This is a genomic window from Pseudomonas sp. F007 (assembly GCF_057814275.1).
Genome location: NZ_JBVATA010000001.1, coordinates 309,923 through 335,745, shown reverse-complemented (window position 1 = coordinate 335,745; position 25,823 = coordinate 309,923). Strand labels below are relative to the sequence as shown.

Here is a 25,823-nt window from a genome sequence, read left to right as displayed (position 1 = left end):
AAGACTGGTTGATTCCTGGCGGCTACTATAGATTGGCGTTCACGCAATCAATATTGGCGTTTCCACAAGTGATCAATGCAGCTGTGCACTATCAACTGGATTATCCAGACCTCGTCCTGATCCTGGCATTGGTCCGCGGTGGTTCCCTGGCGCGTGCCGCATCGCTATTGAAAGTCGATGTATCGACGGTGTTTCGCGGCGTTCGCCGTCTTGAGGGCGCGTTGGGCCAGGCGTTGTTCGAGAAAAGCCGGGCCGGGTATTTGCCCACCGGCCTGGCCCGGACCCTGGCCGAGCAGGCTGAACGTGCCGAGCAGGCGCTGGAAGCTGCGCGCGTGGGTGTGGAGCAGGGCGGGGAGGTGGTCAGTGGCACCGTGCGCCTGACCTGCACCGATTCGGTACTGCATGCCTTGCTGCTGCCGGCGCTGAAGCAGTTCATGCCGCGCTATCCGGCATTGACCCTGGAACTGAGCACCTCCAACGATTTTGCCAACCTCAGTCGCCGCGATGCCGACATCGCGCTGCGCCTGACCCGCTCGCCACCGGAGCACCTGGTCGGACGGCAATTGGCGGCGGTGGCCTACAGAATCTGCGCCAGTGTCGACTACCTGCAGTCAGTGGATGCGCAGGACCTGTCACGCCTGAGTTGGATCGCCGTGGACGATTTCCTGCCGGATCACCTCACCGTCACCTGGCGTCGTCAGCACTTGCCCGGCGTGCAGCCGGCCTATCGTTGCAACAGCATGCTCGCCGTCACCGAGTTGGTACGGGCCGGGCTTGGCGTAGCGGTGTTGCCGGACTTCCTGATCGATCCGGCGCAGGGCATGCGAGCGCTGGGAGCGTCGCTGGCCGGTCATGACAGCAGTCTGTGGCTGTTGACTCGTCCGGACTGTCGCGCCTTGCGCTCGGTGGTGACGCTGTTCGACCAATTGGCGCGAGCGATTCGCTTGCCGGCGCAACGGGCGGTCGTCACGCCGGATTCGTCACGCTGACTCGGGCGCCGGCAGTACAGTTGCGGCCATTGCTCTTGGCGCTGTACAGCGCCTTGTCCGCCTCATCGAGCCACTGGGCGGCGTCACTGAAGTGCAACTGATACGTCGCCAGGCCAATGCTCAGGCTGACGTTCAATGCGGCGACCTGTGGATGACGATACTGGCTGAATACCAGGCGCAGGCGTTCCATCACTTCAATGGCTTGGTCCTGCGGCAAATTAGGAAAAATCACACAGAATTCATCACCGCCATAACGGCCCGCCATGTCGCTGTCGCGCAAGTTGCGCTTGAGCTCGAGACTGAGTTGGCGCAGGACGCTATCGCCGACGATGTGCCCGTAGGTGTCGTTGATGGCCTTGAAATGATCGATGTCGATCAGGCCGATGGTGGCGGTGCTTGGTTGGTGCCGGCATTCATCGAAAGTGATTTGCAGCAGGTCCTTCCAGGCACCGTGGTTGAGCAGGCCGGTCAGGCTGTCGGTGCGACTCAGGGCACTGAGTGCGCGTTTGTGCTGGGAGAGTTTGATTGCCAGTTGATAGCACACCATGCCCACGGCCAATGGGTAGAGGGTCAGCATCGGCAAGCAGGCGTACACCTGGGCCTGGCTGACCGAGAAGGTGAAACCGACCCTCAGCAGGCTCCAGGAAACGGCGATCCCCAGCAGTTGCGCCAGGCTACCCTGAAATAACAGGCGTACCCCGCCGGCGGCGACATTGTTCATTGCCATCATCGAGAGGATGGTCACGGTCGCCAAGGGATTGAACTGCATGGTGGCGGCCCAGAATCCGCCGGCCAGCGAGTCGATCAGCAGATTGCGCCGCTCGGCCTTGTAGGGAAATGCCGAGCGGCTCGACAGTTGAAAGGCCAGGTGCGGCCAGACTGCCGCGTTGAATAGCAGCACTCCCCAGACCCAGTCGGGTGGGGCCAAAGGATAAAGGCCTGCGGCCACACTGAGGCAGCCTATGCCCAGGCCAATGATCCTGGGTTTGTAGATGCGCCTGGCAAACGACAGCCCTTTGCCGCGTTGGTTTTCCATGGATTAGAGGCACTCGAATCGCTTTGAAATAACTTGTCGTGTTTTTTCAAAGTTTCCAAAGATGGGGTTAGCCGCCCAATAGTGTCATTTATCCCACGGGCACGCATCCGTCGTCCGCGAGACATACTGGCGTGGGAGCGTAGCGCAAATCAGGAAGGTCGCTAGCACTGATAGCAGGCGAGGAACATATCCAGTGCCGATTCGATCACCGTGCCTTGCATTTCCGGCGACAGCGCAGGCTGGTTCAGCGATATCTGCGGCCAGAAGGCGAAGGCCTTGAGCATCCCGTGCAGTTGCTGGGCGGCGAAGCCCGGATCGACCGGCTTGAGTTGGCCGTCAGCCTGGGCTGCGCGAATCCACAGGGTCAGCGCTTCTTCACGTTCGCCGATGCGCAGCACCATGTCCTGGACCCGCTCCGGCGAGTGAATGGTCGCGGCAATCGCCACCCGCGCCAGATCCAGGAAGCTGTTGTCGGCGAGCATCTGCAACTTGGCCCGCAGCAGTTGCCGCAGTTGTTCGCGCAGGGGTTGCCCAGGGCTGTAGAGGGCGTCTTCCTGGGCCGTGACATTGGTCCACAAGCGGCGCAGGATTTCGCTGAACAACTCTTCCTTGCTCGGGAAGTGGTTGTACACCGTGCGCTTGGACACACCGGCAGTCGCAGCAATCTTGTCCATGCTGGTGATGTCGAAGCCGCTGACGCGGAATTCGGCAATCGCCGCCTGGACGATGGCTTCGCGCTTACGCTCGGTGAGGCGTTGGGGAGCTGTCATAAATGAGCTTCGGCAGGTTGGGTGAAGAGTTACACTCGGTAGTTTACTTATCCGTGGCTTTGTTGCAATCTAGAAACTACACCGTGCAGTGTAGTTGTGCCGGTGATAATTAGAGTTCAAGGCTGACGCGTGCGTGCATTGGCCAACCCTCGTCCAACAGGAATCTTCGGTTCCAACGGTTTCTGGAGTCATTTCCACATGGCCACTTTCTCTTACCAGGCGGACAGCGCCACAGCCTTGAAAACTTCCCGTCAGGAACAGGGGCGCTACCGCAATCATGCGCCAGTCAGCCAACCGGGGCTGCGCAAGACCCTGCGTATTTTCTGGAACATGCTCTTCAACAAACCACGCAATACGCGACCTGCCGGGCTCATTCCGGTTCAGCCGCTGAGCCGCGAGCAATTGCTTGCAGCGCCCAACCACAGTGTCTTCCGACTCGGGCATTCCACCTTGCTGCTGAAGTTGTGCGACAAGTTCTGGCTGACCGACCCGGTCTTTGCCGAACGCGCCTCGCCCGTACAGTGGGCCGGCCCGCAACGCTTCCATCAGCCGCCCATCAGTCTTGAAGCATTGCCCGAGATCGAAGCGGTGATCCTGTCCCATGATCATTACGATCACCTGGACCATCAGACCATCCTCACCCTGGCAAGCAAGACCCGGCACTTCCTGACGCCCTTGGGCGTGGGTGAAACCCTGGTCAAATGGGGTGTCGATGCCAGCAAAGTCCGGCAACTGGACTGGTGGCAAGGTACCCAGGTCGACGGAATCCATTTCATCGCCACGCCTTCCCAGCACTTCTCCGGTCGTGGCCTGTTCGACGGCAACAGCACGCTATGGGCGTCGTGGGTCATCATCGACGCGGACAAGCGGATCTTCTTCAGCGGCGACACCGGCTACTTCGATGGCTTCAAGCGCATCGGCGAGCAATTCGGCCCGTTTGACCTTACCTTGATGGAGACCGGTGCCTACAACGTCGACTGGCCACTGATTCACATGCAGCCGGAACAAACCCTGCAAGCCCACATCGACCTCAAGGGACGCTGGTTGCTGCCTATCCATAACGGCACCTTCGACCTCTCCATGCATGCCTGGCACGAACCCTTCGATCGCATCCTGGCCCTGGCCTGGGAACGCAATGTGGCGATCACCACGCCGCAGATGGGTGAGGCATTCGACCTGAACCAACCATCAAGCGGACAGGCCTGGTGGCTGGAGGTCGAGGGGGCGGCCGAGCCGGCGGTTGCCAGGGGCTAGGGCCGGGCTCATTCAATCATCACGAAATCGGCTCGCCCCACCGGATCAGGTGCCGAACCCCTGACGCTCATGCCGCGCCCCGGGGCAAATCCCGGGAAGAACACCAGGCCCTCTGCCTCCAGCCTGTAGGTGATGGCCAGGCGCGTGACGTCAAGGACCTCGGCACCGGCTTCAAAGCGCTGGATGGCTTCGACGCTGACGCCGGACTCGCTGGACAACTGCTCGATCGACCAGCCGAGCATGGCCCGTGCCTGGGCGCAGTGTTTGGGGGTGAACTGGAACAGGGCGATCCGTTCCAGGGTGACTTTCATCGCAACTGAGGCCATGGCTTGCTCCGGCTTGAATGTGGCAAATCAACGAATACTGTGTTTTTGTACAGTTGTTTTGCGTGCGGATCAAACTCATTTTTTTGATGGATGGGATGTTGACCGATCGTCAGTGATCCAGACCCGGCGCCTCGCGGATGATGAGGTGGTCGAGATTCTCGATGGCAGCGCTGAACACCCCGAAAGTCTGATCAGGGTTTTTCTTGCTCGGCACCTGCTTCAACTCCGGCGTCACCCCGTAAAAGAAGCAGTACAGTTCATGCTCACTTTCAATGGCGTGCTTGATCTCCTCGAGGAACGCCTTGCGCTTGCGGTAGCCATCGATCAGTTTTTTGCTGAGGTAGACGGTGACCGAGTAGGGCTTCTTCTCGAGCCATACCTTCTTTTCGAAGTCGATGCGAAAGCTCTGGGTGTAATCCTTGATCTGCTTGATCCTGCCCCAGTAGACCAGCCCACTGTTGTCCTGCAGGTACTCGATCTTCTTGAAGAACGAGGCATAGGAGGCGGTGTGTTCGCCGATCTTCAGCGGCATGCGCTTGAGCAGGTCCTTGTTGGCGAAATTGGAAACAAAACATTCCACCGGGTGCGCAAACACACTGGTCTTGTCCGGCGCTGAATCTGCGCCAGGCGGGGAGATCTGCCGGGTGAGCGAGGTGTCAGACTCTTGCACCGGCAACCCGTCTGCAACGGCAGAAGCACTTATCGGCTTGCGCACATACTCACGTCGAGTCAGCAATAATTCCGACGGAAAATGCTCCTCCGGCCCGTCATCCGTTTCCCCGTTCTCCATGCTTGGCGTCTTCAGGCTGACATACGGACAACCCTCGACATGCCGGGTGCTGGGCACATTCTTGAAATGCGGTGTCCTGATGTAGTTCACGCTCTTGGCATTGATCGTCCCCAACACGTTCGTCCCATCAAACGCCCGCCGACAGTCATCGTTCGGGCACTGGAAGCGCTCCTTCGCGGAGTCGAAGTCCAGGGTCTCGTCGAAATTCAGATCGCGCACGTCATAGATCGATAGCTTGGTGTCGAGGCCGAGGCAGTAGGCGAGGTCGAATTTCATCGTGGTTCAGGTCCTTGGACGGAGGGCGTCGAGTCGTCGCTGCTTTGTTCGGCAATCAGCTGATGCACTTTCTCATATCAATGACGCTGAGTTCGTTTCTCATGCATGAGTGCGGCTTGTCTTACGCTGGTTGGCGCATGGCCTGTCTGATCTATCGGACTTGTCGCCGGCCACAAAAAAGCCCTGAACGTATTTCACATTCAGGGCTTTTCAGGTCAGCCATTCAGCAGGGATGAACCAGAGGCATCAGTCCCAGCTCAATGCTCCACCGGTCTGATACTCGATAACCCGGGTCTCGAAGAAGTTCTTCTCTTTCTTCAAGTCCATGATCTCGCTCATCCATGGGAATGGGTTGGTGGTGCCTGGGTATTCTTCTTTCAGGCCGATCTGCGACAGGCGACGGTTGGCGATGAATTTGAGGTAGTCCTCCATCATCGCGGCGTTCATGCCCAGTACGCCGCGCGGCATGGTGTCGCGGGCGTATTCGATTTCCAGTTGGGTGCCTTGCAGGATCATCTGCGAGGCTTCTTCCTTCATTTCGGCGTCCCACAGGTGTGGGTTTTCGATCTTGATCTGGTTGATCACGTCGATACCGAAGTTCAGGTGCATGGATTCGTCGCGCAGGATGTACTGGAACTGCTCGGCGACGCCGGTCATTTTGTTGCGACGGCCCATGGACAGGATCTGGGTGAAGCCGCAATAGAAGAAGATGCCTTCCAGAACGCAGTAGTAGGCGATCAGGTTGCGCAGCAGTTCCTTGTCGGTTTCGACGGTGCCGGTTTCGAACTTCGGATCGGAGATCGAACGGGTGTATTTCAGGCCCCAGGTGGCTTTTTTCGCGACCGATGGGATCTCGTGGTACATGTTGAAGATTTCGCCTTCATCCATGGCCAGCGATTCGATGCAGTACTGGTAGGCGTGGGTGTGGATCGCCTCTTCGAAGGCCTGGCGCAGGATGTACTGGCGGCACTCCGGGTTGGTGATCAGGCGGTACACGGCCAGGACCAGGTTGTTGGCAACCAGGGAGTCGGCGGTGGAGAAGAAGCCCAGGTTGCGCATCACGATGCGGCGCTCGTCGTCGGTCAGGCCTTCCGGGTTTTTCCAGAGGGCGATGTCGGCGGTCATGTTGACTTCTTGCGGCATCCAGTGGTTTGCGCAGCCGTCCAGGTACTTCTGCCAGGCCCAGTCATATTTGAACGGGACGAGCTGGTTGAGGTCGGCACGGCAGTTGATCATGCGCTTTTCGTCGACCGCTACGCGGGCGGAGGCGCCTTCCAGTTCAGCCAGGCCTTCGGCGATATCGAGTGTGTCGAGGGCGGCCTTGGCGCGAATGATCGCGGCCGAGTCGCTGGCGGTTACCGCGCGTGCTTCAAGCGCTGCAGCACCACCGGCGCTGTCGAGGCGGTCCATGTTGGCTTCTGTTGCATGGCCAGCATTGGCGCCTTTGGCGACAACTTCGCCGTCTTCTTTATCGAATTCGTCCCAGCTCAGCATGACGTGTCGTCTCCTGCGTGAGGGCCAGTTGCCCGTGTGAAAACACTGATGGTCGGTTGTTCACACGGCCGGTTGGCCGCGGTGGATCTAAAAGGAATCGTTTTGTTGCAGCGGTACGCAGGCAAAAAACAGAAATGTATACGGGTGTTCTGTAGCCGCTGGAGGGTGGGGGCGACGGGGTAGGTTCCGACGCAGACTCCAGCATGGCTGTGCCTCTCATGTAAGGAGGTGTTGCAGGCCCGATTGACCGGCGCATTATAGGTGTTTTTTCAGGTTTGTGGTGCGGCTAAGTGGCCCAGCAAGTCGGCTATTTCGGACAGAAGCCAGCGTTTATGGGGCTTTGCTCGCTATAGATTTTTTTACCGCGACCAGCGGAAATTTCGTCGGTCAATAAAACATCGAACGTGAGTCTTCCAGTTCCGCGCAGGTGATCGGCTTGTCCGGGCTGATACCCAGGCGTTTGAACGCAGGCAAGGTCGACAGGTCGATCTGGCCCAGCGGGTGGTGGCTGCCCTGATGGCTGTGGATAGTGGCCACTTGCACCAGATCCACATAGTCGACGAATTCGTTCTGGCGCTGCAGGTCGAGGTACTGTCCCGGCATGTTGACCAGCATCTCCGGAAACTCCCAGACGTGCAGCAGCTTGTCGCCGAGCATGGGATGGATGCGCTCGATCACGTGGTTGAGGCAGACCGGGTCCGACAGCAGTTCGTTATGGTCTTCGGCATAGGTCAGGATTGGCAGCACGCCGATCTGGTGCACCAGCCCGGCAAGGGCCGCCTGGTCGGGCTTGAGTTGTGTGTGGCTGCGACACAGGGCATAGCTGATGCCTGCCACTTCCTGACTCTTGCGCCAGACATCGCGCATTTTCTGAGCGACGACATCGGAGCGGGCGTGGAAGATCTGTTCCATCACCAGCCCGATCGCCAGGTTGCTGCTGTAGTTGATGCCCAGTCGCGTGATGGCGGTGTGCAGGTCGGTGACTTCCTGGGCCGAGCGCAACAAGGGGCTGTTGACCACTTTGATCAGGCGCGCCGACAGCGCCGTGTCGCGGCCGATGACTTTGCTCAGGGTGGTGACGCTGATATCCGGGTCTTCGGCGGCCCGGCGAATCTGCAGGGCCACTTCCGGTAACGTTGGCAGAACCAGGTCATCGTTATCGATGGCCTCAACCAAATCCTGTTGGACCATTGCTGCCAGCTTGCTCATTTCGTATCTCTAGGTGTTGCAACAAAAGTACTGCGGATTAACGCTGGATCTCACGATCGCGATCCAGTTGATAGGGCAGGTCGAGCAATTGCAGGGCAGGCCCTTCGAGCGCGCCCAGGTGCAGGTCGCCGCTCTCGGCCGCTTCGGCTTGCAGCACCGCGAGCAATTCGATGGCGCTCTCGGCGTGGGCGGCAATCACCACCTCACCGATGGAGCTGGCGTGGGTCGGGGAGAACAGGACGGTGCCTGGCTCCGGCAGTTCGCCGGCAGGCAGTTGCAGGCGATACAGGCGACGCTTGAGTTTGCCCAGGTACTGCATGCGCGCGACGATTTCCTGGCCGGTGTAGCAACCTTTCTTGAAGCTGACGCCACCGACGGCCTGCAGATTGAGCATCTGCGGGATGAACAGCTCGCGGGTTTGCGGCATGACCTGGCCAATACCGGAACGGATCTGCCCCAGCAGCCAATCATTGAGCGTGCCTTGCGCCAGGCTGGCCGAGAGTTTTTCGCCCAGTTCCTGCGCCTGCTCGCCGGCGGCCCACAACTCACAGCGACCCGGGGACACGCGAATGGCGATCAAGCCGGCGTGACGGGCGACGGCATCGGTGCTCTCGGGCAGGTCGAGGCCAAGGCTGGCGAGCGCCGCATCAGCGTTATTCAGGCCGAAGCGCACCCATGCCGCGCTTTCATCGGTGAGCTTGGACTTGGAGAACACCGCGTATTTCTTCAGGTCCGCCAGTTGCGGTTCCAGCAACTCACTGGCCATTGCCAGCAACACGCCATCGCCTTCCAGCAGGATGCGAAAACTCGATTGCATGCGGCCTTTCTGCGTGCAGCGGGCGCCGAGGCTGGCCTGGGTGTCGCTCAGGTAGTTGAGGTTGCAGGTCAGTTGTCCCTGCAGAAACTTGCTGGCATCGGAGCCGCGGACGGCGAGCACGCCTTCGTGGGACAAGGTGCAGAAAAAAGCGGAATCAGCCATGGGTCATCGCAGGGTAAAAAGTCTGGGGGACATCATAAGGGCGCGCTGTGGAAATGGGTAGTTCACAAAAGGATGGTGGTGCCCGACCAAAGCCGACTGTTCTACCCAGGCTCGGGCTGTATACTTGCGCTCTATTTGAGGAGCGCTCCATGGTCGAAGATGTTGAACTGAATCGCCTCTACTGGCACAGCCGCCGCGGCATGCTTGAGCTTGACGTGTTGCTGGTGCCCTTTGTCAAAGAGGTCTACTCGCAGCTGAACGAAGTTGATCGTGCCTGCTATGTCCGTCTGCTCGAGTGTGAGGATCAGGACATGTTCGGCTGGTTCATGGAACGCTCCGAATCCGAAGATCCCGAGCTGCAGCGCATGGTCCGGATGATTCTGGATCGTGTCCAGCCCAAGTAGTTTCGAATGCCGCTGGCAGGCCTCCGGGCAGTTGCTGGCGGCGTATCTGATTGCCCAGCTGTTCGCGCTGGGGTCATTGCTCCTGCTTGATATTCCCCTCTGGGCCAGCTTTGCTGCTGCTTTGGCGTGCCTGGCGCATGCTGCCTGGGTGCTGCCGCGAAACATTCGCTTGAGCCATCCGCGGGCCTTCAGTGGCTTGCGCCGCGATGCCCATGGTTGGCAACTGTGGAGCGCAGCGGGCGGCTGGCAGGCGGTGCAGTTGCGTCCCGACAGCCTGGCATTGCCCTTGATCGTGGTGCTGCGTTTTCGCTTGCACGGCCAGCGCCGCGTGCGTTCGATCTGCGTGCCCCGCGACGCACTGGCGCCGGATGTCCATCGGCGCCTGCGCGTGCGGCTCAAGTTCAGTCGACGTAGGTGGGCGGCACCAGAATAGTGTCCAGCGCCTGCGGCAACATCTGCGGATAGTCGAGGGTGTAATGCAGGCCGCGGCTTTCCTTGCGCGCCATGGCTGAGCGAATCATCAACTCTGCGACCTGGGCCAGGTTGCGCAATTCGATCAGGTCGCGACTGACTTTATAGTTGCTGTAGAACTCGCATAGATGAGGCTAAACCCAATGGATACAGGGGTTTCAGCCGATGACCATCAACCAGCGCTCCCAAACTGGGACAAACCTGTTACAAACTGCCCTCGCCAAGCCGTACCACTATCGCCGGTCTGGTCGCTATTACCTTCGCCTTCGCCCTCAAGGCACCGCTAAGGGCTTCTTCACGCTATCGCTCAGGACCACCGACAAGGCCACCGCTATGACCATCTCCCAAGACATCCTTCAGACCCTCAAGGCTTTCCACTTCGACAACCCTGAGGCCACTTGGGATGAGCTGAGAGGGCGCCTTGAGGACATCGCTGAGAGCTGCCTGACGATGGCTCATGGGGATGGCTCATTGATTGCCTACGAGATGATCCATGATGAGCAGCATGTTGCCCTTCGTGAGGCCAGCGCCAAGCTACCGCTCACAGTCAATCAGCAACGGGCTGTGAGCAAGGCATTGGAGATCCTTGAGGCCGCTCAAGAGCGCTTGGAGGGTCGTCCGGGGAAGCTGGTCGAGATCATGAGGGACCTCAAGAGTGAGGGTTGTAGCACGTCTGTAGCTCTGTCTCCGTCCCTATCTGTATTACCGTCTGAGCCTCTGACCTTCAAGACCCTCTCAGGGCTCTACATGGATGAGCATAAGGAGCATGCGGGGGAAGGGACCATACGAGACGTGAGGTCGTCCTGTAAGACCATCGCTGAGATCCTCGGTGGCTTGGACCTCAAGACCCACACTCGGGAGGACATGAAGAACCTTCGGGCCAAGCTCCTTGAAGGGCGCAAGCCTTTGACGGTGGGGAAGATCCTGACCACTCTATCAACGGTGATGAAGTGGGCAGTGAACAACGACTATCTCAGCAAGGCTCTCACGGATGGTCTCAAGCCAACCAAAGGCGCTGAAAGCTCCCGTCAGGCGTTCTCTCAGGATCAAGTCAAAGCCTTAATGGCTCACGCTGAGACCCTTCCAGTGGATGCATGGCAACGTTGGGCGCTGTCCCTTGGGGTCATCGCTGGGACTCGTATCGAGGAACTGAGGCAGCTCACCAAGGCGGACGTTAAGCGAGTCGGGGGTGTTTGGGTGATCGACATCAATAGGAATGATGGTAAGACAGCGAAGACCAAGAACGCTTTGAGGGTCATTCCGTTGACCGATGGGGGTCATGGGTTTGATCTTCAGGCGTTCCTTGAGTTTGTCGAAAAGGCAGACTCTCGGTTGTTCACGTTGGGCGGCGGTCAGTTCTCTGTATTGCTCAATGGAATGCTCAGGGATGTCTTGGATCTGAAGGCTGATAGGACCCAAACCTTCCATTCATTACGGCACTCACTGGCTGGCGCTTTGAAGGCCGCTGAGGTGCCTGTAGGGACCGCTGAGTCAATCTTGGGGCACGCTTCGGGGTCGATCAGTTATGACCTTTATGGAGCTGGGAGTGCCGTTGAGGTGGGGCGTATGGCTGAGGCGCTCGTGAAGACGTTCTCACTGGTCGCCAGAGTGATGTCTTAATGATACTGTTCTATCGTGTCTTAAGGAGATTTCAGATGCGTAAGGGGTCAATCGGATTGGTGAGTGCTATCTCCCTGATCCTCAGTTTCTCGGCTTCTGCGGGGCCAAGTTGGATAAGTCTTGATGAAACCAAGGATGGTTTAAAATGGGAAGCAAAGCCCGGCTCATTTGAGTTCTCTACAAATAGAAATAAAGTTTCCGTTGCGGTCATCGCAGGGAGAGTGGTTAATTCAAAGACTTCTGATATAGCGTTGTACAAGTGGTATGTGTCGGCTGCGGATTGCAGCAAGAAAATGGGGAAGCTTGTAAGCTTAGGTGTCGACGGCGAATATCAATTTGATAATGATTTTATGTATGGGAGTGGAAGTGTCGCTTCCAGTGTTGCTGAATTTATTTGCGCTGTGGCGGATAATAATATTAAGAAAGCAGAAGGTAAAAGCCTGTAAGTTGGACGTTCTGGTAGGTCACCCTGAACACGACCTGTTGTTTGTGGCTACACAAGTGGCACGCTACAGCGGTTTAAAAGACCCAAGCAATGCCGTCTCCGTCTATCGCAGCAAGAACCCTAAGGTAACTGGGGCGCTTCAATGGCGGGACGCCTTGAGAGTCTTGGATTCAGTCCAAGGCTCGTCTAACGCACACAACCGCGTCCCCGGACAACCGCCAAGTCAGGTGATTCAATCCAACTCGTGGCTGGCCTCTGAGGGCTGGGTCTACCGGATGCTCATGCGGGGTGACTCTCAGGCAGCCGAAGCATTCCGTACTTGGATTGCAGACGAGGTGGTCCCGACCATCCGCAAGACCGGCAAGTATGATGCTAAGCAGTCCACCAACCCTATCGCAATGGGCCTCATGGATGAACTCAAGGCGCGGCTGTTGAACCCAGAGGTTACCCAGAGGTGACTTAAAAACCCTCACTATTGCGACAGGCACCCCGCTTGTTGATCAGGCGATAGGAGGCCAGCCAATGACTACCGTTCAAAACACAATCAAGACAACCCTCGACACCCAAACTGGGCATGAACTGACGTTTGACATCCGCTCAGGTGAAATCCTTGCGACCCAAAAGGTCCACATAAAGAAGCACACCATCACCACCGATGTGGGCAAGCAATGCCGGTTCCCAATCGCTGCCCGCACCTCTGAGGAGCTCCTTGAGATCCTTTCTGTTCATGACCAGTGGACCAACAACTTGACCGTCGAGGCTGACAAGCTACTGGACCTACTCGAAACAGGAGAGATCACAGCGGGCGCCGTTAAGGTATTCCGGCAGATCCTCCTGGGACTGGCTGGTCGGAACATTTGGTTCGGCAAGCTGGCGGACATCGGGACCAAGCGAGAAATCGGGGACTTGACCCGCGCTGGCTTAATCCGTGTGATCCGACAAGGGAAGACGCTGCCCACCAAGGTGGCTGTGCATCCGTGGTATGGCTGGCGTGGGGACCTGATGAGTCGGCAGTCTTATATAGGCGACTGGATCGGCATTGGCAGCGTGGAATAAGGTCAAGGTTCCGAAACTGCAACCAACACATGGCTGGAGACCATAGCCACTGTGGGCCCTTGAATCTGCCTATACATATAAAAGGGCTACTTCAAGTTTCTCATTGAGGCCCATCGACCAGACTCATAGGAAGAGGGCGTTTGTTAATTACAACCCTCATCGAAAGGAATCTCAAAGTACATCGCCAAGGAGAACTTTATGACCGATCTCATCGCCTGCCCAGCTACCTCCCTGCTCACTGAGGACGACCTGACCACTTTGTCTCTTGTCTTCCCTCCACCTTCACGACCTCAACTGATTGAGCTTCGTTGTGTCCTCAATAAGCGAAACGCATCCTTTAGGACCTATGAGTCTGGGATCGTCACCTTCGACAAGAACACCATGCTCCGTGAGGTCGCCTTGAAGTGCTCCGCAAAGACTGCCGAACGGGTAACCCATCTGGTCGCCCAAGGTGTATGCCTTCAAGCCATCGCTTCGGTGCCCTTGAGGATTCCCTTGACGGGAACTGAGCCAATCTCGCTCAGGCTTTAAGGTGCCCGTCAAGGTAACCTTTAAAACCCCTCACTATTGGGAGACCCTCAGAGAATCCTAAAAGATTCCTGTAGTGGACCCTCACCAGCAATACCCGACCGTCGCCACGGTTGTCCTTCGATGCCTCTCAGGCTTGCCATGTCCTGATCCAGCATTAGCCACAAACCCAAACCAAGAACCTTTTGATCGACCTTGGAAGATGCCCATGCGGCTCCCTCCTTGCCGTCTTGTCGTGCGCGTCTATGGCGCCAAGGTCGATCAAAGGGTCACCTCACAGGAGATCCAAACCCATGAAAATCACTATCACCAAAGTCCTGAAGAATGAAGTAACCGTGTCCGGTCAGACCCTGGCCCGTGAGTATGTAGAGAACGTCATGTTGCCCTTGCTGATGGCCCAATGTGGTCGCAACAACGGCACCAAGTTCGCTGTGATCAAAGCCTTCGATGAAGCAGGTCTGTCCCTTAAGGCCATCCAAGAGGACGCACAGACCTACTTCCAGACCAAGCATGAAGAACAGGCCAAGAAGGCCCGTGAGCAACGCGAAGTCGATGCCCATGCTGAGAGTCTTCGTGAATGGTCGCCCCGTGAGCTGGCCCAAGCGAAGGCCGAGAAAGAAGCCCGTGCTGCTGCCATCCGTGAGCATGGTCGGCAAATCTTGGCTGCCCGGTCCCGTAACTCTGGTTGGTAAGCCCTCAAGGGAACTTAAAGACCACCTCTCTCAAAATCATTCAATCACCCAATTCAGGAGAACCAAACCATGAAACTGACTAACCAATACATTGCACCAACCAAAGACACCGTAAAGCACGCCTCAGTGGCCTACGAGAACGGTAGTACTATCCAATTCTCTACCGGTGACATCCGCCATGAGGACCTTGGAGCCTCCGACGTGTCCGTATATGTGGAAACTCTGACCGAGGGTCTCGATGAGTACCTCAACGGTGACGAATGGCGCCAAGCGGCTGCTGAGAGAACCCCTTGCGAGTTCCGTCCGGCTGGTACTGAGGCCACTGGTCAGCAGATCATCACCATGGCTGAGCGCACTGTCACCTTCGACCCTCGTAAGAACTGGGACAACCAGACCATCTCTAAGGGCCCCGTCTTGGCCGGGTCTGTGATCATCACTGAGCCTACCGACACCGCTCTGCTGATCAGCTACCGCCACACCATTCTCGACCACACCTTGATTGCTGGCTTCACTGAGCAGGCCTTGGACCAGACCGCTGAGAAGCTGCTGCGCGATATTGAGTATGGCGCCAGTGGCGAGATCGCTGGCATCCTCTCGACCGCTCCGAGCACCGAGGTCGTCTCTGAGACCAAGCCTACTGGCAAGCCTGTAGAGATCGCAGATGACCTCATCGACATCTTGACGATGAACATCAATCAGACCGTGGGCACCTCACTGGCGGACTTTGTGGTCCTGTTGCCAGTGTCTCTGGTTGCCGTGCTTGAGCGAGCTGCTCAGCGAGCTGGCAAGGGTGACCTCCAAGACCTCATCGGCGCCTCAGTGCAGCCTTACACTGGCACCGACTACGGTATGTTCCTGCTGCCTAAGATGTTCACCAGCCTGAGTTACCGTGAAGGCCGTAACGGCGACATCTGGAAGATCCAAGCGACCCGTAATGCTGCTCATCAAGCATGGGACGTTGAGATCATGGCTCAGGTGGACATCGTGGCTAACGGAAAGGTCAAGGTAAAGCTGACCACCGATGGTTTCCAGACTGAGGCTGTGGCCTTCCCGATGATCACCCGCATCACCTTGAACTGACCTAAGGGAATCCCTTAGAAGCCCTGTAAGGCCGACCCTGAGAGGGATCGGCAGGGGCATCGCTTCACCTGAGAGAGTTCCGAAAAGCCGAACTCTCCCTATCGCCCGTCGCTGGGCAATCACCAATTCGTAGAGTCTTCCTGTTTGCTTCTTCATGCCACCGTCCAGAACCTTTGTCGGGTCTCTGCGCTGGACCGTGGGAGCGAACTTGAGGGAGCAAACAAGAGGAACAAGACAATGAACGTGACCAATACCCCTATCCCTGTTTCCCTGATGGGTCAAACCTTCTCAGCCAATGACGAACGTATGTGGCATCTCAACGAGATCCATAAGGGGCTCAATCTACCAGACCGTAAGTCGCCGTCTGAGTGGCGTAACGCGGTCTCCGTAGAGCTACGAACCTCCGGAAATTTGCGGAGCTTGGATGGTAGCGGGACCTTTGCTGATGAGCTGGGAACAATCGCCTATGCCATGTGGGTCTCGACTGACTTCTATCTAATGGTCGCTGGTGCCTTCGTCGCTATGCGTAACAATGCTGTGGGCGAATTGAGATCCGCTAAGACTCTCTTAGATGCCAACATGCCCAAGGCTTCGACCCTCGACATGAAAGCCCGAGGCGCTGGTCTGACGTGGACTGAGGCTTGCCGTGTCGCTGGTATCCAACAATCACGCCTCGCGCTTGAGGCTCTGGTCACATTGGGCAACTTTGTGTACCCCGTCGACAACTTCGGAGCCCGTGAGGGCTCACCTCGACCACACAAGCAGGGCTTCGAGGTGGGTGCCTTTGTGAAGGTCTCATCTGACTTTGGCAACCGTGAAGGCTGGCGGGTAAAGCCTCGTGGTCTGGACTGGCTCCGCAAGAATGCTGAAGCGGTGAACCTCAGAGTGGCCGAAGTGAAAGCCCGTAAGGACAAAGCTCAGCGGGATGCCAAGGCCCGACTCAAGGAGAACCTCAAGGCATCATCCCCGGAATTCTGAGTCCACCACTATATAAAGGAGAACCCCAATGGACACCTTACAGGCTGCCTATCTGGTCTGTGTGGCTGTCCATCTGGCCTTGTGGCTGTACGGGCACCTCAAGAGACCTTAACGAGAAAATACAGAAAATTTGGGAGTGACCACCTCATTGCTTCTACAGGCTCAGTTTCCCCCGTATGGCCTCGCTCAGGTTCTCACGGGCAGGCGATAAGGACCCCAGCGATGGGACAAAGATGGCCCAAAGCTGTTACAAAACGGGTCCTCAGCGTGCTACGCTCAGGGCTCCTAACGTGCCTCATCTGGTCGGGGTAAGGATCGTATCCTTCGCCTCTGGCAGCATCTCTGGATAGTCCAGCGTGTAGTGCAGACCCCGAGATTCCTTGCGTTCCATCGCTGACCGGATCATCAGTTCAGCTACCTGAGCAAGGTTCCTCAATTCAATCAGGTCTCTACTCACTTTATAGTTGCTGTAGAACTCATCGATCTCGTCCAGCAGCAGGCGCACGCGGTGCTCGGCGCGCTGCAGGCGCTTGTTGGTGCGCACGATGCCGACGTAGTCCCACATGAATCGCCGCAATTCGTCCCAGTTGTGCGCAATGATCACGTCTTCATCGGAGTCGGTGACCTGGCTGGCATCCCAGGCCGGCAGCGCGTTGGGAATCGACACCCGCGGCAGTTGCTCGAGGATGTCGGCGGCCGCCGAGCGCGCGTAGACGAAGCATTCCAGCAGCGAGTTGCTGGCCATGCGGTTGGCGCCGTGCAGGCCGGTGAAGCTGGTTTCGCCAATCGCATAGAGGCCGGGCACGTCGGTACGACCCTGCTGGTCGACCATGACCCCGCCGCAGGTGTAGTGCGCAGCGGGCACCACCGGGATCGGCTGTTTGGTGATGTCGATGGAGAATTCGAGGCAGCGCTCGTAGACGGTCGGGAAGTGCGACTTGATGAAGGCTTCGGGCTTGTGGCTGATGTCCAGGTAGACGCAGTCGATGCCCAGTCGCTTCATCTCGTGGTCGATGGCACGGGCGACGATGTCGCGCGGCGCCAGCTCGGCCCGCGGATCGAAGCGCTGCATGAAACGCTCGCCGTTCGGCAGCTTGAGGTGTGCGCCTTCGCCACGCAGGGCTTCGGTGACCAGGAAGCTCTTGGCCTGCGGGTGATACAGGCACGTGGGGTGGAACTGGTTGAACTCGAGGTTGGCGACCCGGCAGCCCGAGCGCCAGGCCATGGCGATGCCATCGCCGCAGGCGCCATCAGGATTGCTGGTATAGAGGTAGACCTTGGCCGCGCCACCGGAGGCGAGAATCACGAAGCGTGCGCCGTAGGTGTCGACTTCGCCGCTGTCGCGGTTGAGCACGTAGGCACCCAGGCAGCGATCGCCAGCCAGGCCCAGGCGCTTCTCGGTGATCAGGTCAACGGCGACCCGCTGCTCCAGCAATTCGATGTTCGGCCGCTGCCGGGCCTGCGCCAGCAGCGTATTGAAGATGGCCGCGCCGGTGGCGTCGGCGGCATGGATGATGCGCCGGTGACTGTGGCCGCCTTCGCGGGTCAGGTGGAACTCGAAACCGCCGTCTTCGGTGCCGGACTGTTCATCGCGGGTAAACGGCACACCTTGATCGATGAGCCATTGGATGGCTTCGCGGCTATGCTCGACGGTAAACCGCACGGCGTCTTCATGACACAGGCCGCCGCCCGCATTGAGGGTGTCATCGACGTGGGATTCGACGGTATCGGTGTCGTCCAGCACGGCGGCGACGCCGCCCTGGGCCCAGTAGGTCGAGCCGTTGGCAAGGTTGCCCTTGCTCAGTACGGCAATGCGCAAATGCTCGGGCAGTGTCAGTGCCAGACTCAAACCGGCAGCGCCGCTGCCAATCACCAGAACATCGTGTTGAAACTGTTGGCTCATTTCAGGATTCCGCTCAAAGCGACCCGGGAAGGGGTTGGCGCAAGACACCTGATTCGGCGAGTCGAGGCAGCCACACAGCGCACTAGTATATAGAGGGGTGGATCGGCACAATAGCCGGGCCTACGTGGCAATGTGAAACTACTGTGACGGAGAGGTCTTGCCCGATTGTCGGGCGATTTACCTTGTGATGGGCGTTGGAGGTCGGCTTTTCGCCGACATATAGCGCTTTTTCGCCTCGGTTCATACAGTATTGGTTTCACCCTGCTTGAAAGATTGGGAACTTTTGCCAAGCGCCCAAACTCAATAGAAGGTTGCCTGAAACAAGGGACAGCGTCGGTTTCACGCAGGGATCTGTGTAGCGGTCATTGCGTCTGGATTCGACAACAGGATTATTCGCGCAGCCGGCCCAGCCGGTGCTGCGTTTTTCGTGTGTGCCAAATCAGAGCGCACAGGAAACTTGCTTGGAGGGGGAGAACTTTTGCGAAAAGCCCGAGTCTATGTTTGCAAGCCTGATCGATTAGTTTTGCAAGCCTCCTCCGAGCTTATCGAGGAGTGTTCATGCTAACCCAGGAAGAGGATCAGCAACTGGTCGAACGCGTTCAGCGCGGCGACAAGCGTGCTTTCGATCTGCTCGTGCTGAAGTATCAGCACAAAATTCTCGGGTTGATCGTGCGTTTCGTGCACGACACCCATGAAGCCCAGGATGTTGCCCAGGAAGCCTTTATCAAGGCCTACCGAGCACTTGGAAATTTTCGCGGCGACAGCGCGTTTTACACGTGGCTATACCGCATCGCCATCAACACGGCGAAGAACTATCTGGTTTCACGCGGCCGTCGGCCGCCGGATAGCGATGTCAGTTCCGAGGATGCGGAGTTCTACGACGGCGATCACGGCCTCAAGGACCTCGAGTCGCCAGAGCGTGCATTGTTGCGCGATGAGATCGAAGGCACTGTTCATCGAACCATCCAGCAATTGCCAGAAGATTTACGTACAGCGCTAACTTTACGTGAGTTTGATGGTCTGAGTTACGAGGATATTGCGAGCGTCATGCAATGTCCGGTGGGTACCGTGCGCTCCCGGATTTTCCGCGCTCGGGAAGCCATCGATAAGGCCCTGCAACCGTTGTTGCAGGAAAGCTGAGACAGCGGCGACAGCCAAGAGAGGAACCGCCATGAGTCGTGAAGCCCTGCAGGAATCGCTGTCCGCAGTGATGGATAACGAAGCGGACGAACTGGAATTGCGTCGGGTATTGAATGCCTTCGACGATGTTGAAACCCGCGAAACCTGGGCGCGTTACCAGATTGCTCGGGCGGTGATGCACAAGGATCTGCTGATCCCGCGTCTGGATCTGGCGTCGGCCGTTTCCCAGGCCCTGGCCGATGAGGCGGTGCCGGCAAAAGTGAGCCGTGGTCCTTGGCGTAGCCTGGGGCGTCTGGCCGTTGCTGCTTCGGTGACTGTGGCGGTGCTGGCGGGTGTGCGTCTGTACAACCAGGATGAGATCGCCGGTGTCGAATTGGCCCAGCAATCCACCCAACCCGGTCTTGCCGTTCCTCAAGTAAAAGGCCCGGCCGTTCTGGCAGGCTACAATGAGAGTTCGCAAGCCACGGGGCCAATGGCCAATGGGGTTTTGCAAGGTCAGCCAGGTTGGCACGATCAGCGTCTGCCAGGCTATCTGCGCCAACATGCTCAAGAAGCTGCACTCAAAGGCACTGAAAGTGCCCTGCCTTACGCTCGTGCAGCGAGCCTGGAAAACCGTTAAGGGGGATCATGCGCGCCATACCTCTACTTACGCTGTTGCTGAGCGGCTGGTTCGTTGTACCAGCCCATGCCGATGAGGCTCAGGATTGGTTGAACCGTCTGAGCCAGGCCGAGCAGCAGCAAAGCTTCCAGGGCACCTTCGTCTACGAGCGCAACGGTAGTTTTTCTACCCATAACATCTGGCACAGCGTCCAGGATGGCAAAGTCCGCGAGCGTTTGCTGCAGCTCGACGGCTCGGCCCAGGAAGTCGTTCGCCTTGATGGCCGTACGCAATGCGTCAGCGGCACGCTGGTAGCAGGGCTCGGAAGCACTCCCGATTCATCAGCGCGTGCGCTCGATCCGCAAAAACTCAAGAGTTGGTACGACCTTGCCGTTATCGGCAAGTCGCGTGTGGCTGGGCGGCCGGCAGTTATCGTCGCGCTTACTCCTCGTGACCAGCATCGTTACGGATTCGAACTGCATCTGGATCGGGAAACCGGTCTGCCACTGAAATCCCTGTTGCTCAACGAAAAAGGCCAATTGCTCGAGCGATTCCAGTTTACCCGGCTGGACACCCGCGATTCGCCTTCGGACGATGATCTGCAAGCCAGTGCCGAGTGCAAGCCAGTGGTGCTCGACAACGACAAGGCGACAGCGGTCAAGACCGCCCAGGTCTGGCACTCCGACTGGTTGCCGCCGGGTTTTGAGCTGACCAGCAGTGGTGCGCACAAGGATCCCGAGACCAAGACCCAGGTCAGTAGCCTGATGTATGACGACGGCCTGGCGCGGTTTTCGGTATTCCTGGAACCCCTCAATGGCGAGGTCGTCACCGACACCCGCACTCAGTTGGGGCCGACCGTTGCCGTGTCCCGGCGCCTGACCACGCCCGAGGGCGAGATGATGGTGACCGTGGTGGGAGAAATCCCGATCGGCACGGCTGAACGGATTGCGCTGTCGATGCGCACTGACGCCACAGCCAAGCAGTAAATCACCCATGCTGCGGACGGATCGACAGGGTCGTCGGAGAAAGGTCAGCCTTGGCGCCATTCTTCGACGAGATGTCGAAATGTTTGGTGAGCATTTCAATTTGCAAAACTTCTTAAAATTTTCTATAGGTCAGGGTCCCTCGGCTCTGGCCTTGTATAGTTGTTCCCGGAACAAAAGTATCGGCGCCTGTTCCCCGGTACTTGTTGTTCCATATCGCTTAACCATGCTCGTCGTAACGGGAGCCGTATGTCGATACCACGTTTGAAATCCTACCTGACCATTTTTGCCACCGTATTGGTGCTGGGTCAGGCCGTCTCCACCCAGGCGGCCGAATTGCCTGACTTCACGCAATTGGTCGAGCAGGCCTCGCCTGCGGTGGTGAACATCAGTACTACGCAAAAGCTGCCGGACCGCAAGGTCTCCAACCAGCAGATGCCTGACCTCGAAGGCCTGCCGCCGATGCTGCGGGAGTTTTTCGAGCGTGGCCTGCCGCCGCAGCAGCGTTCCCCGGGAGGTGGTCGCCAGCGTGAGGCGCAATCGCTGGGCTCGGGCTTCATCATTTCGCCCGATGGCTACATCCTGACCAACAACCACGTGATTGCCGATGCCGACGAGATTCTCGTGCGCCTGGCTGATCGCAGCGAGCTCAAGGCCAAGCTGATCGGTACCGACCCGCGCTCCGACGTGGCGTTGCTGAAAATCGAAGGCAAGGACCTGCCGGTGCTCAAGCTCGGTAAATCCCAGGACCTGAAGGCCGGGCAGTGGGTGGTCGCGATCGGCTCGCCGTTCGGCTTTGACCACACCGTGACCCAGGGCATTGTCAGCGCCATCGGTCGTAGCCTGCCGAATGAAAACTACGTGCCGTTCATCCAGACCGACGTGCCGATCAACCCAGGCAACTCCGGCGGCCCGCTGTTCAACCTGGCGGGTGAAGTGGTGGGGATCAACTCGCAGATCTACACCCGTTCCGGTGGATTCATGGGCGTGTCGTTCGCCATTCCGATCGACGTTGCGATGGACGTGTCGACCCAGCTGAAAAGCGGCGGCAAGGTCAGCCGTGGCTGGTTGGGTGTGGTGATCCAGGAAGTGAACAAGGATCTCGCCGAATCCTTCGGCCTGGACAAGCCGGCCGGTGCGCTGGTGGCGCAGATTCAGGACGACGGTCCGGCCGCCAAGGGTGGTTTGCAGGTGGGTGATGTGATCCTGAGCATGAACGGCCAGCCAATCGTCATGTCGGCTGACCTGCCGCACCTGGTAGGCGCGCTCAAGGCGGGGGCCAAGGCCAATCTGGAAGTGATCCGCGACGGTAAGCGCAAAAACGTCGAACTGACCGTGGGCGCCATTCCGGAAGAAGGCAAGGAACTCGATACGTTGTCGCAATCTGGCGTCGAGCGCAGCAGCAACCGCCTGGGCGTTGCCGTGGTCGAGCTCAGTGACGAACAGAAGAAGACGTACGACCTCAAGGGCGGCGTGGTGATCAAGGAAGTCCAGGACGGTCCTGCAGCCCTGATCGGCCTGCAGCCAGGCGATGTGATCACTCACCTGAACAATCAGGCGATCTCGTCGGCCAAGGAGTTCACTGACATTGCCAAGGCATTGCCAAAGAATCGGTCGGTGTCGATGCGCGTCCTGCGTCAGGGCCGCGCCAGCTTTATCACCTTCAAGCTGGCTGAGTAACCAGGCCGGTCACTGAATAAAAAACCGCCTCGATCGAGGCGGTTTTTTTTTGGCTCGCGGATTACAGGCAAAAGAAAACCCCCGGCAAACCCAGAGGGTCTGGCGGGGGTTGAGATGAGCGCCGGGCAGCGCTCATCGGCTCAGCTTATTGGCAAGCTTCGCAATCCGGCTCGTCGATGGCGCAGGCCTTCGGTACTGGAGCTGGACCGGCAGGGGCTGCCAGGGCCGAGTCGTCACCGTGGTTGCCGCCGCTGGAAACAGCGTTCAGTTTACCGGTGTTGATGGTCGACTTCTCGGTGCTGGTCGCGGCCAGGGCACGGAGGTAGTAAGTGGTTTTCAGGCCACGGTACCAGGCCATGCGGTAGGTCACGTCGAGCTTCTTGCCCGATGCACCCGCGATGTACAGGTTCAGCGACTGCGCCTGGTCGATCCACTTCTGACGACGGCTGGCCGCGTCAACGATCCACTTGGTGTCCACTTCGAACGCGGTGGCGTAGAGCGCCTTGAGCTCGGCCGGGATGCGCTCGATCTGCTGCACGGAACCGTCGTAGTACTTCAGGTCGTTGATCATCACCGAGTCCCACAGGCCACGAGCCTTGAGGTCGCGAACCAGGTACGGGTTGATCACGGTGAATTCGCCCGACAGGTTCGATTTCACGTACAGGTTCTGGTAGGTCGGTTCGATCGACTGCGAAACGCCAGTGATGTTGGCGATGGTTGCGGTCGGAGCGATGGCCATGATGTTCGAGTTACGGATGCCTTTCTGTACACGGGCGCGAACCGGTGCCCAGTCCAGGGTTTCTTCCAGGTTCACATCGATGTACTTGGCGCCGCGAGCCTCGATCAGGATCTGTTGCGAATCCAGTGGCAGGATGCCCTTGGACCACAGCGAGCCCTGGAACGTCTCGTACGCGCCACGTTCGTCCGCCAGGTCGCAGGACGCCTGGATCGCGTAGAAGCTGACCGCTTCCATCGACTTGTCGGCGAACTCGACGGCAGCATCGGAACCGTAAGGAATGTGCTGCAGGTACAGCGCGTCCTGGAAGCCCATGATGCCCAGGCCGACTGGACGGTGCTTGAAGTTGGAGTTCTTCGCTTGCGGCACCGAGTAGTAGTTGATGTCGATCACGTTGTCGAGCATGCGCACGGCGGTGTTCACGGTGCGTTGCAGCTTGGCGGTGTCGAGCTGGCCGTTGACGATGTGGTTCGGCAGGTTGATCGAACCCAGGTTGCAGACTGCGATCTCGTCCTTGTTGGTGTTCAAGGTGATCTCGGTGCACAGGTTCGAGCTGTGGACCACGCCAACGTGCTGCTGCGGGCTGCGCAGGTTGCACGGGTCTTTGAAGGTCAGCCATGGGTGGCCGGTTTCAAACAGCATGGACAGCATCTTGCGCCACAGGTCTTTGGCCTGGATGGTCTTGAACAGCTTGACCTTGCCCGGGTACTCGGTCAGGGCTTCGTAGTACTCGTAGCGCTCTTCAAAGGCCTTGCCGGTCAGGTCGTGCAGGTCCGGAACTTCCGATGGCGAGAATAGGGTCCACTTGCCGTCATCGAAGACACGCTTCATGAACAGGTCAGGGATCCAGTTGGCGGTGTTCATGTCGTGGGTACGACGACGGTCATCACCGGTGTTCTTGCGCAACTCGATGAACTCTTCGATGTCCATGTGCCAGGTTTCCAGGTAGGCACATACAGCGCCTTTGCGCTTGCCACCCTGGTTAACGGCTACAGCGGTATCGTTGACTACTTTCAGGAACGGTACGACACCCTGGGACTTGCCGTTGGTGCCCTTGATGTACGAACCCAGTGCACGGACCGGGGTCCAGTCGTTGCCCAGGCCACCGGCGAATTTCGACAGCATGGCGTTGTCGTGGATCGCGTGGTAGATGCCCGAGAGGTCATCCGGCACGGTGGTCAGGTAGCAGCTCGACAGCTGAGGACGCAGGGTGCCGGCGTTGAACAGGGTCGGGGTCGACGCCATGTAGTCGAAGGACGACAGCAGGTTGTAGAACTCGATCGCACGGGCTTCGCGGTCTTTCTCTTCGATGGCCAGGCCCATGGCCACGCGCATGAAGAAGATCTGCGGCAGTTCGAAGCGCACGCCATCCTTGTGGATGAAGTAACGGTCGTACAGGGTTTGCAGGCCCAGGTAGGTGAACTGCTGGTCGCGCTCGTGGTTGATTGCCTTGCCGAGTTTTTCCAGGTCGAAACTGGCCAGCTCAGGGTTCAGCAACTCGTATTCGATACCCTTGGCGACGTAGGCCGGCAGGGCCTTGGCGTACAGGTCGGCCATCTCGTGGTGAGTGGCGCTTTCGGCGACTTGCAGGAAGCTCAGGCCTTCGGCACGCAGGGTGTCCATCAGCAGGCGGGCGGTGACGAACGAGTAGTTCGGCTCGCGCTCGACCAGAGTACGGGCGGTCATCACCAGGGCGGTGTTGACGTCGGTCAGGGCCACACCGTCGTAGAGGTTCTTCAGGGTTTCGCGCTGGATCAGCTCGCCGTCGACTTCTTCCAGGCCTTCGCATGCTTCGGTGACGATGGTGTTCAGGCGACCCATGTCCAGCGGCGCCAGGCTGCCGTCGGCGCGGGTGATGCGGATCGAGGGGTGCGCGTTGACCGCGGCTTCGGCCGGGGTGTGGGCGGCACGCTCCTTGGAGCGGGCGTCACGGTAGATCACGTAGTCGCGAGCGACTTTCTGCTCGCCGGCACGCATCAGGGCCAGTTCGACCTGGTCCTGGATTTCTTCGATGTGGATGGTGCCGCCCGATGGCATGCGACGCTTGAAGGTCGCGGTGACCTGTTCGGTCAGGCGGGCCACGGTGTCGTGGATTCGCGACGAGGCAGCAGCGGTGCCGCCCTCAACTGCGAGAAACGCTTTGGTGATGGCGACGGTGATCTTGTCATCGGTGTAAGGAACGACAGTGCCGTTACGCTTGATCACTCGCAGTTGGCCTGGCGCGGTGGCGGACAGATCCGAAGTCGAATCGGCGGCCTGCGGCAAGGTGCCCTGCGGGTTCTCGCGAGTTGTGTCGGTTTGCATGAGTGTCTCCACATTCTATGTTTGTTTGGGCACCGCGAAGGTGCCCACCGTTCCGTCCTGAAGCACTACAACCGGCAAGCGC

Annotated in this window: 25 protein-coding genes and 1 pseudogene; 16 read left to right on the top strand and 10 right to left on the bottom strand. The window is 58.5% G+C overall.

The genetic code is table 11. The annotated features are described in order from the left end of the window. The first annotated feature begins 8 nt into the window (after positions 1-8). Positions 9-989 (top strand): LysR family transcriptional regulator, encoded by a 981-nt coding sequence (locus ACZYR5_RS01670; RefSeq protein WP_489088188.1) that lies wholly within the window; start codon positions 9-11, stop codon positions 987-989. Here ACZYR5_RS01670 and ACZYR5_RS01665 read toward each other — a convergent pair. Then, positions 967-2,025 carry a diguanylate cyclase gene (locus tag ACZYR5_RS01665; RefSeq protein ID WP_489088189.1) on the bottom strand — a complete coding sequence of 353 codons (1,059 nt, stop codon included), beginning with the start codon at positions 2,023-2,025 and terminating at the stop codon, positions 967-969. The two genes, ACZYR5_RS01670 and ACZYR5_RS01665, sit on opposite strands and share 23 nt — an antisense overlap. 161 nt (positions 2,026-2,186) lie before the next feature. Next, positions 2,187-2,795, bottom strand: a complete 609-nt coding sequence (locus ACZYR5_RS01660; protein WP_489088190.1) for a TetR/AcrR family transcriptional regulator — start codon at positions 2,793-2,795, stop codon at positions 2,187-2,189. 198 nt (positions 2,796-2,993) lie between these two features. Between ACZYR5_RS01660 and ACZYR5_RS01655 the strand changes: the two genes are divergently transcribed. Beyond that, positions 2,994-4,049 carry an MBL fold metallo-hydrolase gene (locus tag ACZYR5_RS01655; RefSeq protein WP_489088191.1) on the top strand — a complete coding sequence of 352 codons (1,056 nt, stop codon included), beginning with the start codon at positions 2,994-2,996 and terminating at the stop codon, positions 4,047-4,049. Between the two features lie 8 nt (positions 4,050-4,057). On the opposite strand, the gene ACZYR5_RS01650 is transcribed toward ACZYR5_RS01655, so the two are convergent. The 5 genes from ACZYR5_RS01650 to ygfZ form a co-directional block, all read right to left on the bottom strand. After that, positions 4,058-4,375, bottom strand: a complete 318-nt coding sequence (locus ACZYR5_RS01650) for a helix-turn-helix domain-containing protein (RefSeq protein ID WP_489088192.1) — start codon at positions 4,373-4,375, stop codon at positions 4,058-4,060. 109 nt (positions 4,376-4,484) lie between these two features. After that, positions 4,485-5,441: a hypothetical protein gene (locus ACZYR5_RS01645; RefSeq protein ID WP_489088193.1), complete on the bottom strand. Its 957-nt coding sequence runs from the start codon at positions 5,439-5,441 to the stop codon at positions 4,485-4,487. A gap of 246 nt (positions 5,442-5,687) precedes the next feature. After that, complete coding sequence (locus tag ACZYR5_RS01640) at positions 5,688-6,935, bottom strand: ribonucleotide-diphosphate reductase subunit beta (RefSeq protein WP_489088194.1); 1,248 nt, start codon at positions 6,933-6,935, stop codon at positions 5,688-5,690. Positions 6,936-7,322: 387 nt separating this feature from the next. Further along, positions 7,323-8,144, bottom strand: coding sequence for an HDOD domain-containing protein (locus ACZYR5_RS01635; RefSeq protein WP_489088195.1), 822 nt, complete (start codon positions 8,142-8,144; stop codon positions 7,323-7,325). Positions 8,145-8,181: 37 nt separating this feature from the next. Then, on the bottom strand, positions 8,182-9,123 hold the full coding sequence (gene ygfZ / locus ACZYR5_RS01630; RefSeq protein WP_489088196.1) for a CAF17-like 4Fe-4S cluster assembly/insertion protein YgfZ: 942 nt from the start codon (positions 9,121-9,123) through the stop codon (positions 8,182-8,184). A gap of 149 nt (positions 9,124-9,272) precedes the next feature. On the opposite strand from ygfZ, the gene ACZYR5_RS01625 reads away from it, so the two are divergent. After that, positions 9,273-9,527 (top strand): FAD assembly factor SdhE, encoded by a 255-nt coding sequence (locus ACZYR5_RS01625; RefSeq protein ID WP_027619936.1) that lies wholly within the window; start codon positions 9,273-9,275, stop codon positions 9,525-9,527. Further along, positions 9,511-9,960, top strand: a complete 450-nt coding sequence (locus ACZYR5_RS01620) for a protein YgfX (RefSeq protein WP_489088197.1) — start codon at positions 9,511-9,513, stop codon at positions 9,958-9,960. The genes ACZYR5_RS01625 and ACZYR5_RS01620 overlap by 17 nt, the downstream gene beginning before the upstream one ends. Here the strand turns inward: ACZYR5_RS01620 and ACZYR5_RS01615 are convergent. Beyond that, positions 9,929-10,120 (bottom strand): annotated as a pseudogene (locus ACZYR5_RS01615) (L-aspartate oxidase); the annotation flags it as partial. The gene ACZYR5_RS01620 and the pseudogene ACZYR5_RS01615 overlap by 32 nt on opposite strands. 43 nt (positions 10,121-10,163) lie before the next feature. On the opposite strand from ACZYR5_RS01615, the gene ACZYR5_RS01610 reads away from it, so the two are divergent. The 8 genes from ACZYR5_RS01610 (at position 10,164) to ACZYR5_RS01575 (ending at position 16,397) form a co-directional block, all read left to right on the top strand. Beyond that, positions 10,164-11,618, top strand: coding sequence for a tyrosine-type recombinase/integrase (locus tag ACZYR5_RS01610; RefSeq protein ID WP_489088198.1), 1,455 nt, complete (start codon positions 10,164-10,166; stop codon positions 11,616-11,618). 35 nt (positions 11,619-11,653) lie between these two features. Next, positions 11,654-12,064: a hypothetical protein gene (locus ACZYR5_RS01605; protein WP_105753834.1), complete on the top strand. Its 411-nt coding sequence runs from the start codon at positions 11,654-11,656 to the stop codon at positions 12,062-12,064. Beyond that, positions 11,973-12,521: a BRO family protein gene (locus tag ACZYR5_RS01600; protein WP_489088199.1), complete on the top strand. Its 549-nt coding sequence runs from the start codon at positions 11,973-11,975 to the stop codon at positions 12,519-12,521. Before ACZYR5_RS01605 ends, ACZYR5_RS01600 begins: the two co-directional genes overlap by 92 nt. A 64-nt stretch (positions 12,522-12,585) precedes the next feature. Continuing rightward, positions 12,586-13,119 (top strand): hypothetical protein, encoded by a 534-nt coding sequence (locus tag ACZYR5_RS01595; RefSeq protein ID WP_105753832.1) that lies wholly within the window; start codon positions 12,586-12,588, stop codon positions 13,117-13,119. Between the two features lie 198 nt (positions 13,120-13,317). After that, positions 13,318-13,650 carry a hypothetical protein gene (locus tag ACZYR5_RS01590; protein WP_105753831.1) on the top strand — a complete coding sequence of 111 codons (333 nt, stop codon included), beginning with the start codon at positions 13,318-13,320 and terminating at the stop codon, positions 13,648-13,650. A 290-nt stretch (positions 13,651-13,940) separates the two neighbouring features. Then, positions 13,941-14,339: a hypothetical protein gene (locus ACZYR5_RS01585; protein WP_489088200.1), complete on the top strand. Its 399-nt coding sequence runs from the start codon at positions 13,941-13,943 to the stop codon at positions 14,337-14,339. A 69-nt stretch (positions 14,340-14,408) separates the two neighbouring features. Further along, entirely contained in the window at positions 14,409-15,419 is a 1,011-nt protein-coding gene (locus ACZYR5_RS01580; protein ID WP_489088201.1) for a hypothetical protein, read from the top strand. 237 nt (positions 15,420-15,656) lie between these two features. After that, entirely contained in the window at positions 15,657-16,397 is a 741-nt protein-coding gene (locus ACZYR5_RS01575; protein ID WP_105753828.1) for a hypothetical protein, read from the top strand. 295 nt (positions 16,398-16,692) lie between these two features. On the opposite strand, the gene nadB is transcribed toward ACZYR5_RS01575, so the two are convergent. Beyond that, complete coding sequence (gene nadB, locus ACZYR5_RS01570) at positions 16,693-18,300, bottom strand: L-aspartate oxidase (RefSeq protein ID WP_489088202.1); 1,608 nt, start codon at positions 18,298-18,300, stop codon at positions 16,693-16,695. Between the two features lie 558 nt (positions 18,301-18,858). On the opposite strand from nadB, the gene rpoE reads away from it, so the two are divergent. The 4 genes from rpoE (at position 18,859) to ACZYR5_RS01550 (ending at position 22,701) form a co-directional block, all read left to right on the top strand. Further along, positions 18,859-19,440, top strand: coding sequence for an RNA polymerase sigma factor RpoE/AlgU (gene rpoE, locus ACZYR5_RS01565; protein WP_019692537.1), 582 nt, complete (start codon positions 18,859-18,861; stop codon positions 19,438-19,440). A gap of 31 nt (positions 19,441-19,471) precedes the next feature. Further along, on the top strand, positions 19,472-20,059 hold the full coding sequence (locus tag ACZYR5_RS01560; RefSeq protein WP_489088203.1) for a sigma-E factor negative regulatory protein: 588 nt from the start codon (positions 19,472-19,474) through the stop codon (positions 20,057-20,059). A gap of 8 nt (positions 20,060-20,067) precedes the next feature. Then, on the top strand, positions 20,068-21,024 hold the full coding sequence (locus ACZYR5_RS01555; protein WP_489088204.1) for a MucB/RseB C-terminal domain-containing protein: 957 nt from the start codon (positions 20,068-20,070) through the stop codon (positions 21,022-21,024). Positions 21,025-21,270: 246 nt separating this feature from the next. Further along, positions 21,271-22,701 carry a DegQ family serine endoprotease gene (locus ACZYR5_RS01550; protein WP_489088205.1) on the top strand — a complete coding sequence of 477 codons (1,431 nt, stop codon included), beginning with the start codon at positions 21,271-21,273 and terminating at the stop codon, positions 22,699-22,701. A gap of 145 nt (positions 22,702-22,846) precedes the next feature. Here ACZYR5_RS01550 and ACZYR5_RS01545 read toward each other — a convergent pair whose 3' ends face one another. Continuing rightward, on the bottom strand, positions 22,847-25,741 hold the full coding sequence (locus ACZYR5_RS01545) for a ribonucleoside-diphosphate reductase subunit alpha (protein WP_489088206.1): 2,895 nt from the start codon (positions 25,739-25,741) through the stop codon (positions 22,847-22,849). Positions 25,742-25,823 lie beyond the last annotated feature (82 nt).

Coding starts and splice junctions, on each gene's coding strand:
- ACZYR5_RS01665 (WP_489088189.1), bottom strand. CDS start 2,025: ATGGAAAACCAACGCGGCAAAGGGCTGTCGTTTGCCAGGCGCATCTAC.
- ACZYR5_RS01660 (WP_489088190.1), bottom strand. CDS start 2,795: ATGACAGCTCCCCAACGCCTCACCGAGCGTAAGCGCGAAGCCATCGTC.
- ACZYR5_RS01655 (WP_489088191.1), top strand. CDS start 2,994: ATGGCCACTTTCTCTTACCAGGCGGACAGCGCCACAGCCTTGAAAACT.
- ACZYR5_RS01650 (WP_489088192.1), bottom strand. CDS start 4,375: ATGGCCTCAGTTGCGATGAAAGTCACCCTGGAACGGATCGCCCTGTTC.
- ACZYR5_RS01645 (WP_489088193.1), bottom strand. CDS start 5,441: ATGAAATTCGACCTCGCCTACTGCCTCGGCCTCGACACCAAGCTATCG.
- ACZYR5_RS01640 (WP_489088194.1), bottom strand. CDS start 6,935: ATGCTGAGCTGGGACGAATTCGATAAAGAAGACGGCGAAGTTGTCGCC.
- ACZYR5_RS01635 (WP_489088195.1), bottom strand. CDS start 8,144: ATGAGCAAGCTGGCAGCAATGGTCCAACAGGATTTGGTTGAGGCCATC.
- ygfZ (WP_489088196.1), bottom strand. CDS start 9,123: ATGGCTGATTCCGCTTTTTTCTGCACCTTGTCCCACGAAGGCGTGCTC.
- ACZYR5_RS01625 (WP_027619936.1), top strand. CDS start 9,273: ATGGTCGAAGATGTTGAACTGAATCGCCTCTACTGGCACAGCCGCCGC.
- ACZYR5_RS01610 (WP_489088198.1), top strand. CDS start 10,164: ATGACCATCAACCAGCGCTCCCAAACTGGGACAAACCTGTTACAAACT.
- ACZYR5_RS01605 (WP_105753834.1), top strand. CDS start 11,654: ATGCGTAAGGGGTCAATCGGATTGGTGAGTGCTATCTCCCTGATCCTC.
- ACZYR5_RS01600 (WP_489088199.1), top strand. CDS start 11,973: ATGGGAGTGGAAGTGTCGCTTCCAGTGTTGCTGAATTTATTTGCGCTG.
- ACZYR5_RS01595 (WP_105753832.1), top strand. CDS start 12,586: ATGACTACCGTTCAAAACACAATCAAGACAACCCTCGACACCCAAACT.
- ACZYR5_RS01590 (WP_105753831.1), top strand. CDS start 13,318: ATGACCGATCTCATCGCCTGCCCAGCTACCTCCCTGCTCACTGAGGAC.
- ACZYR5_RS01585 (WP_489088200.1), top strand. CDS start 13,941: ATGAAAATCACTATCACCAAAGTCCTGAAGAATGAAGTAACCGTGTCC.
- ACZYR5_RS01580 (WP_489088201.1), top strand. CDS start 14,409: ATGAAACTGACTAACCAATACATTGCACCAACCAAAGACACCGTAAAG.
- ACZYR5_RS01575 (WP_105753828.1), top strand. CDS start 15,657: ATGAACGTGACCAATACCCCTATCCCTGTTTCCCTGATGGGTCAAACC.
- nadB (WP_489088202.1), bottom strand. CDS start 18,300: ATGAGCCAACAGTTTCAACACGATGTTCTGGTGATTGGCAGCGGCGCT.
- rpoE (WP_019692537.1), top strand. CDS start 18,859: ATGCTAACCCAGGAAGAGGATCAGCAACTGGTCGAACGCGTTCAGCGC.
- ACZYR5_RS01560 (WP_489088203.1), top strand. CDS start 19,472: ATGAGTCGTGAAGCCCTGCAGGAATCGCTGTCCGCAGTGATGGATAAC.
- ACZYR5_RS01555 (WP_489088204.1), top strand. CDS start 20,068: ATGCGCGCCATACCTCTACTTACGCTGTTGCTGAGCGGCTGGTTCGTT.
- ACZYR5_RS01550 (WP_489088205.1), top strand. CDS start 21,271: ATGTCGATACCACGTTTGAAATCCTACCTGACCATTTTTGCCACCGTA.
- ACZYR5_RS01545 (WP_489088206.1), bottom strand. CDS start 25,741: ATGCAAACCGACACAACTCGCGAGAACCCGCAGGGCACCTTGCCGCAG.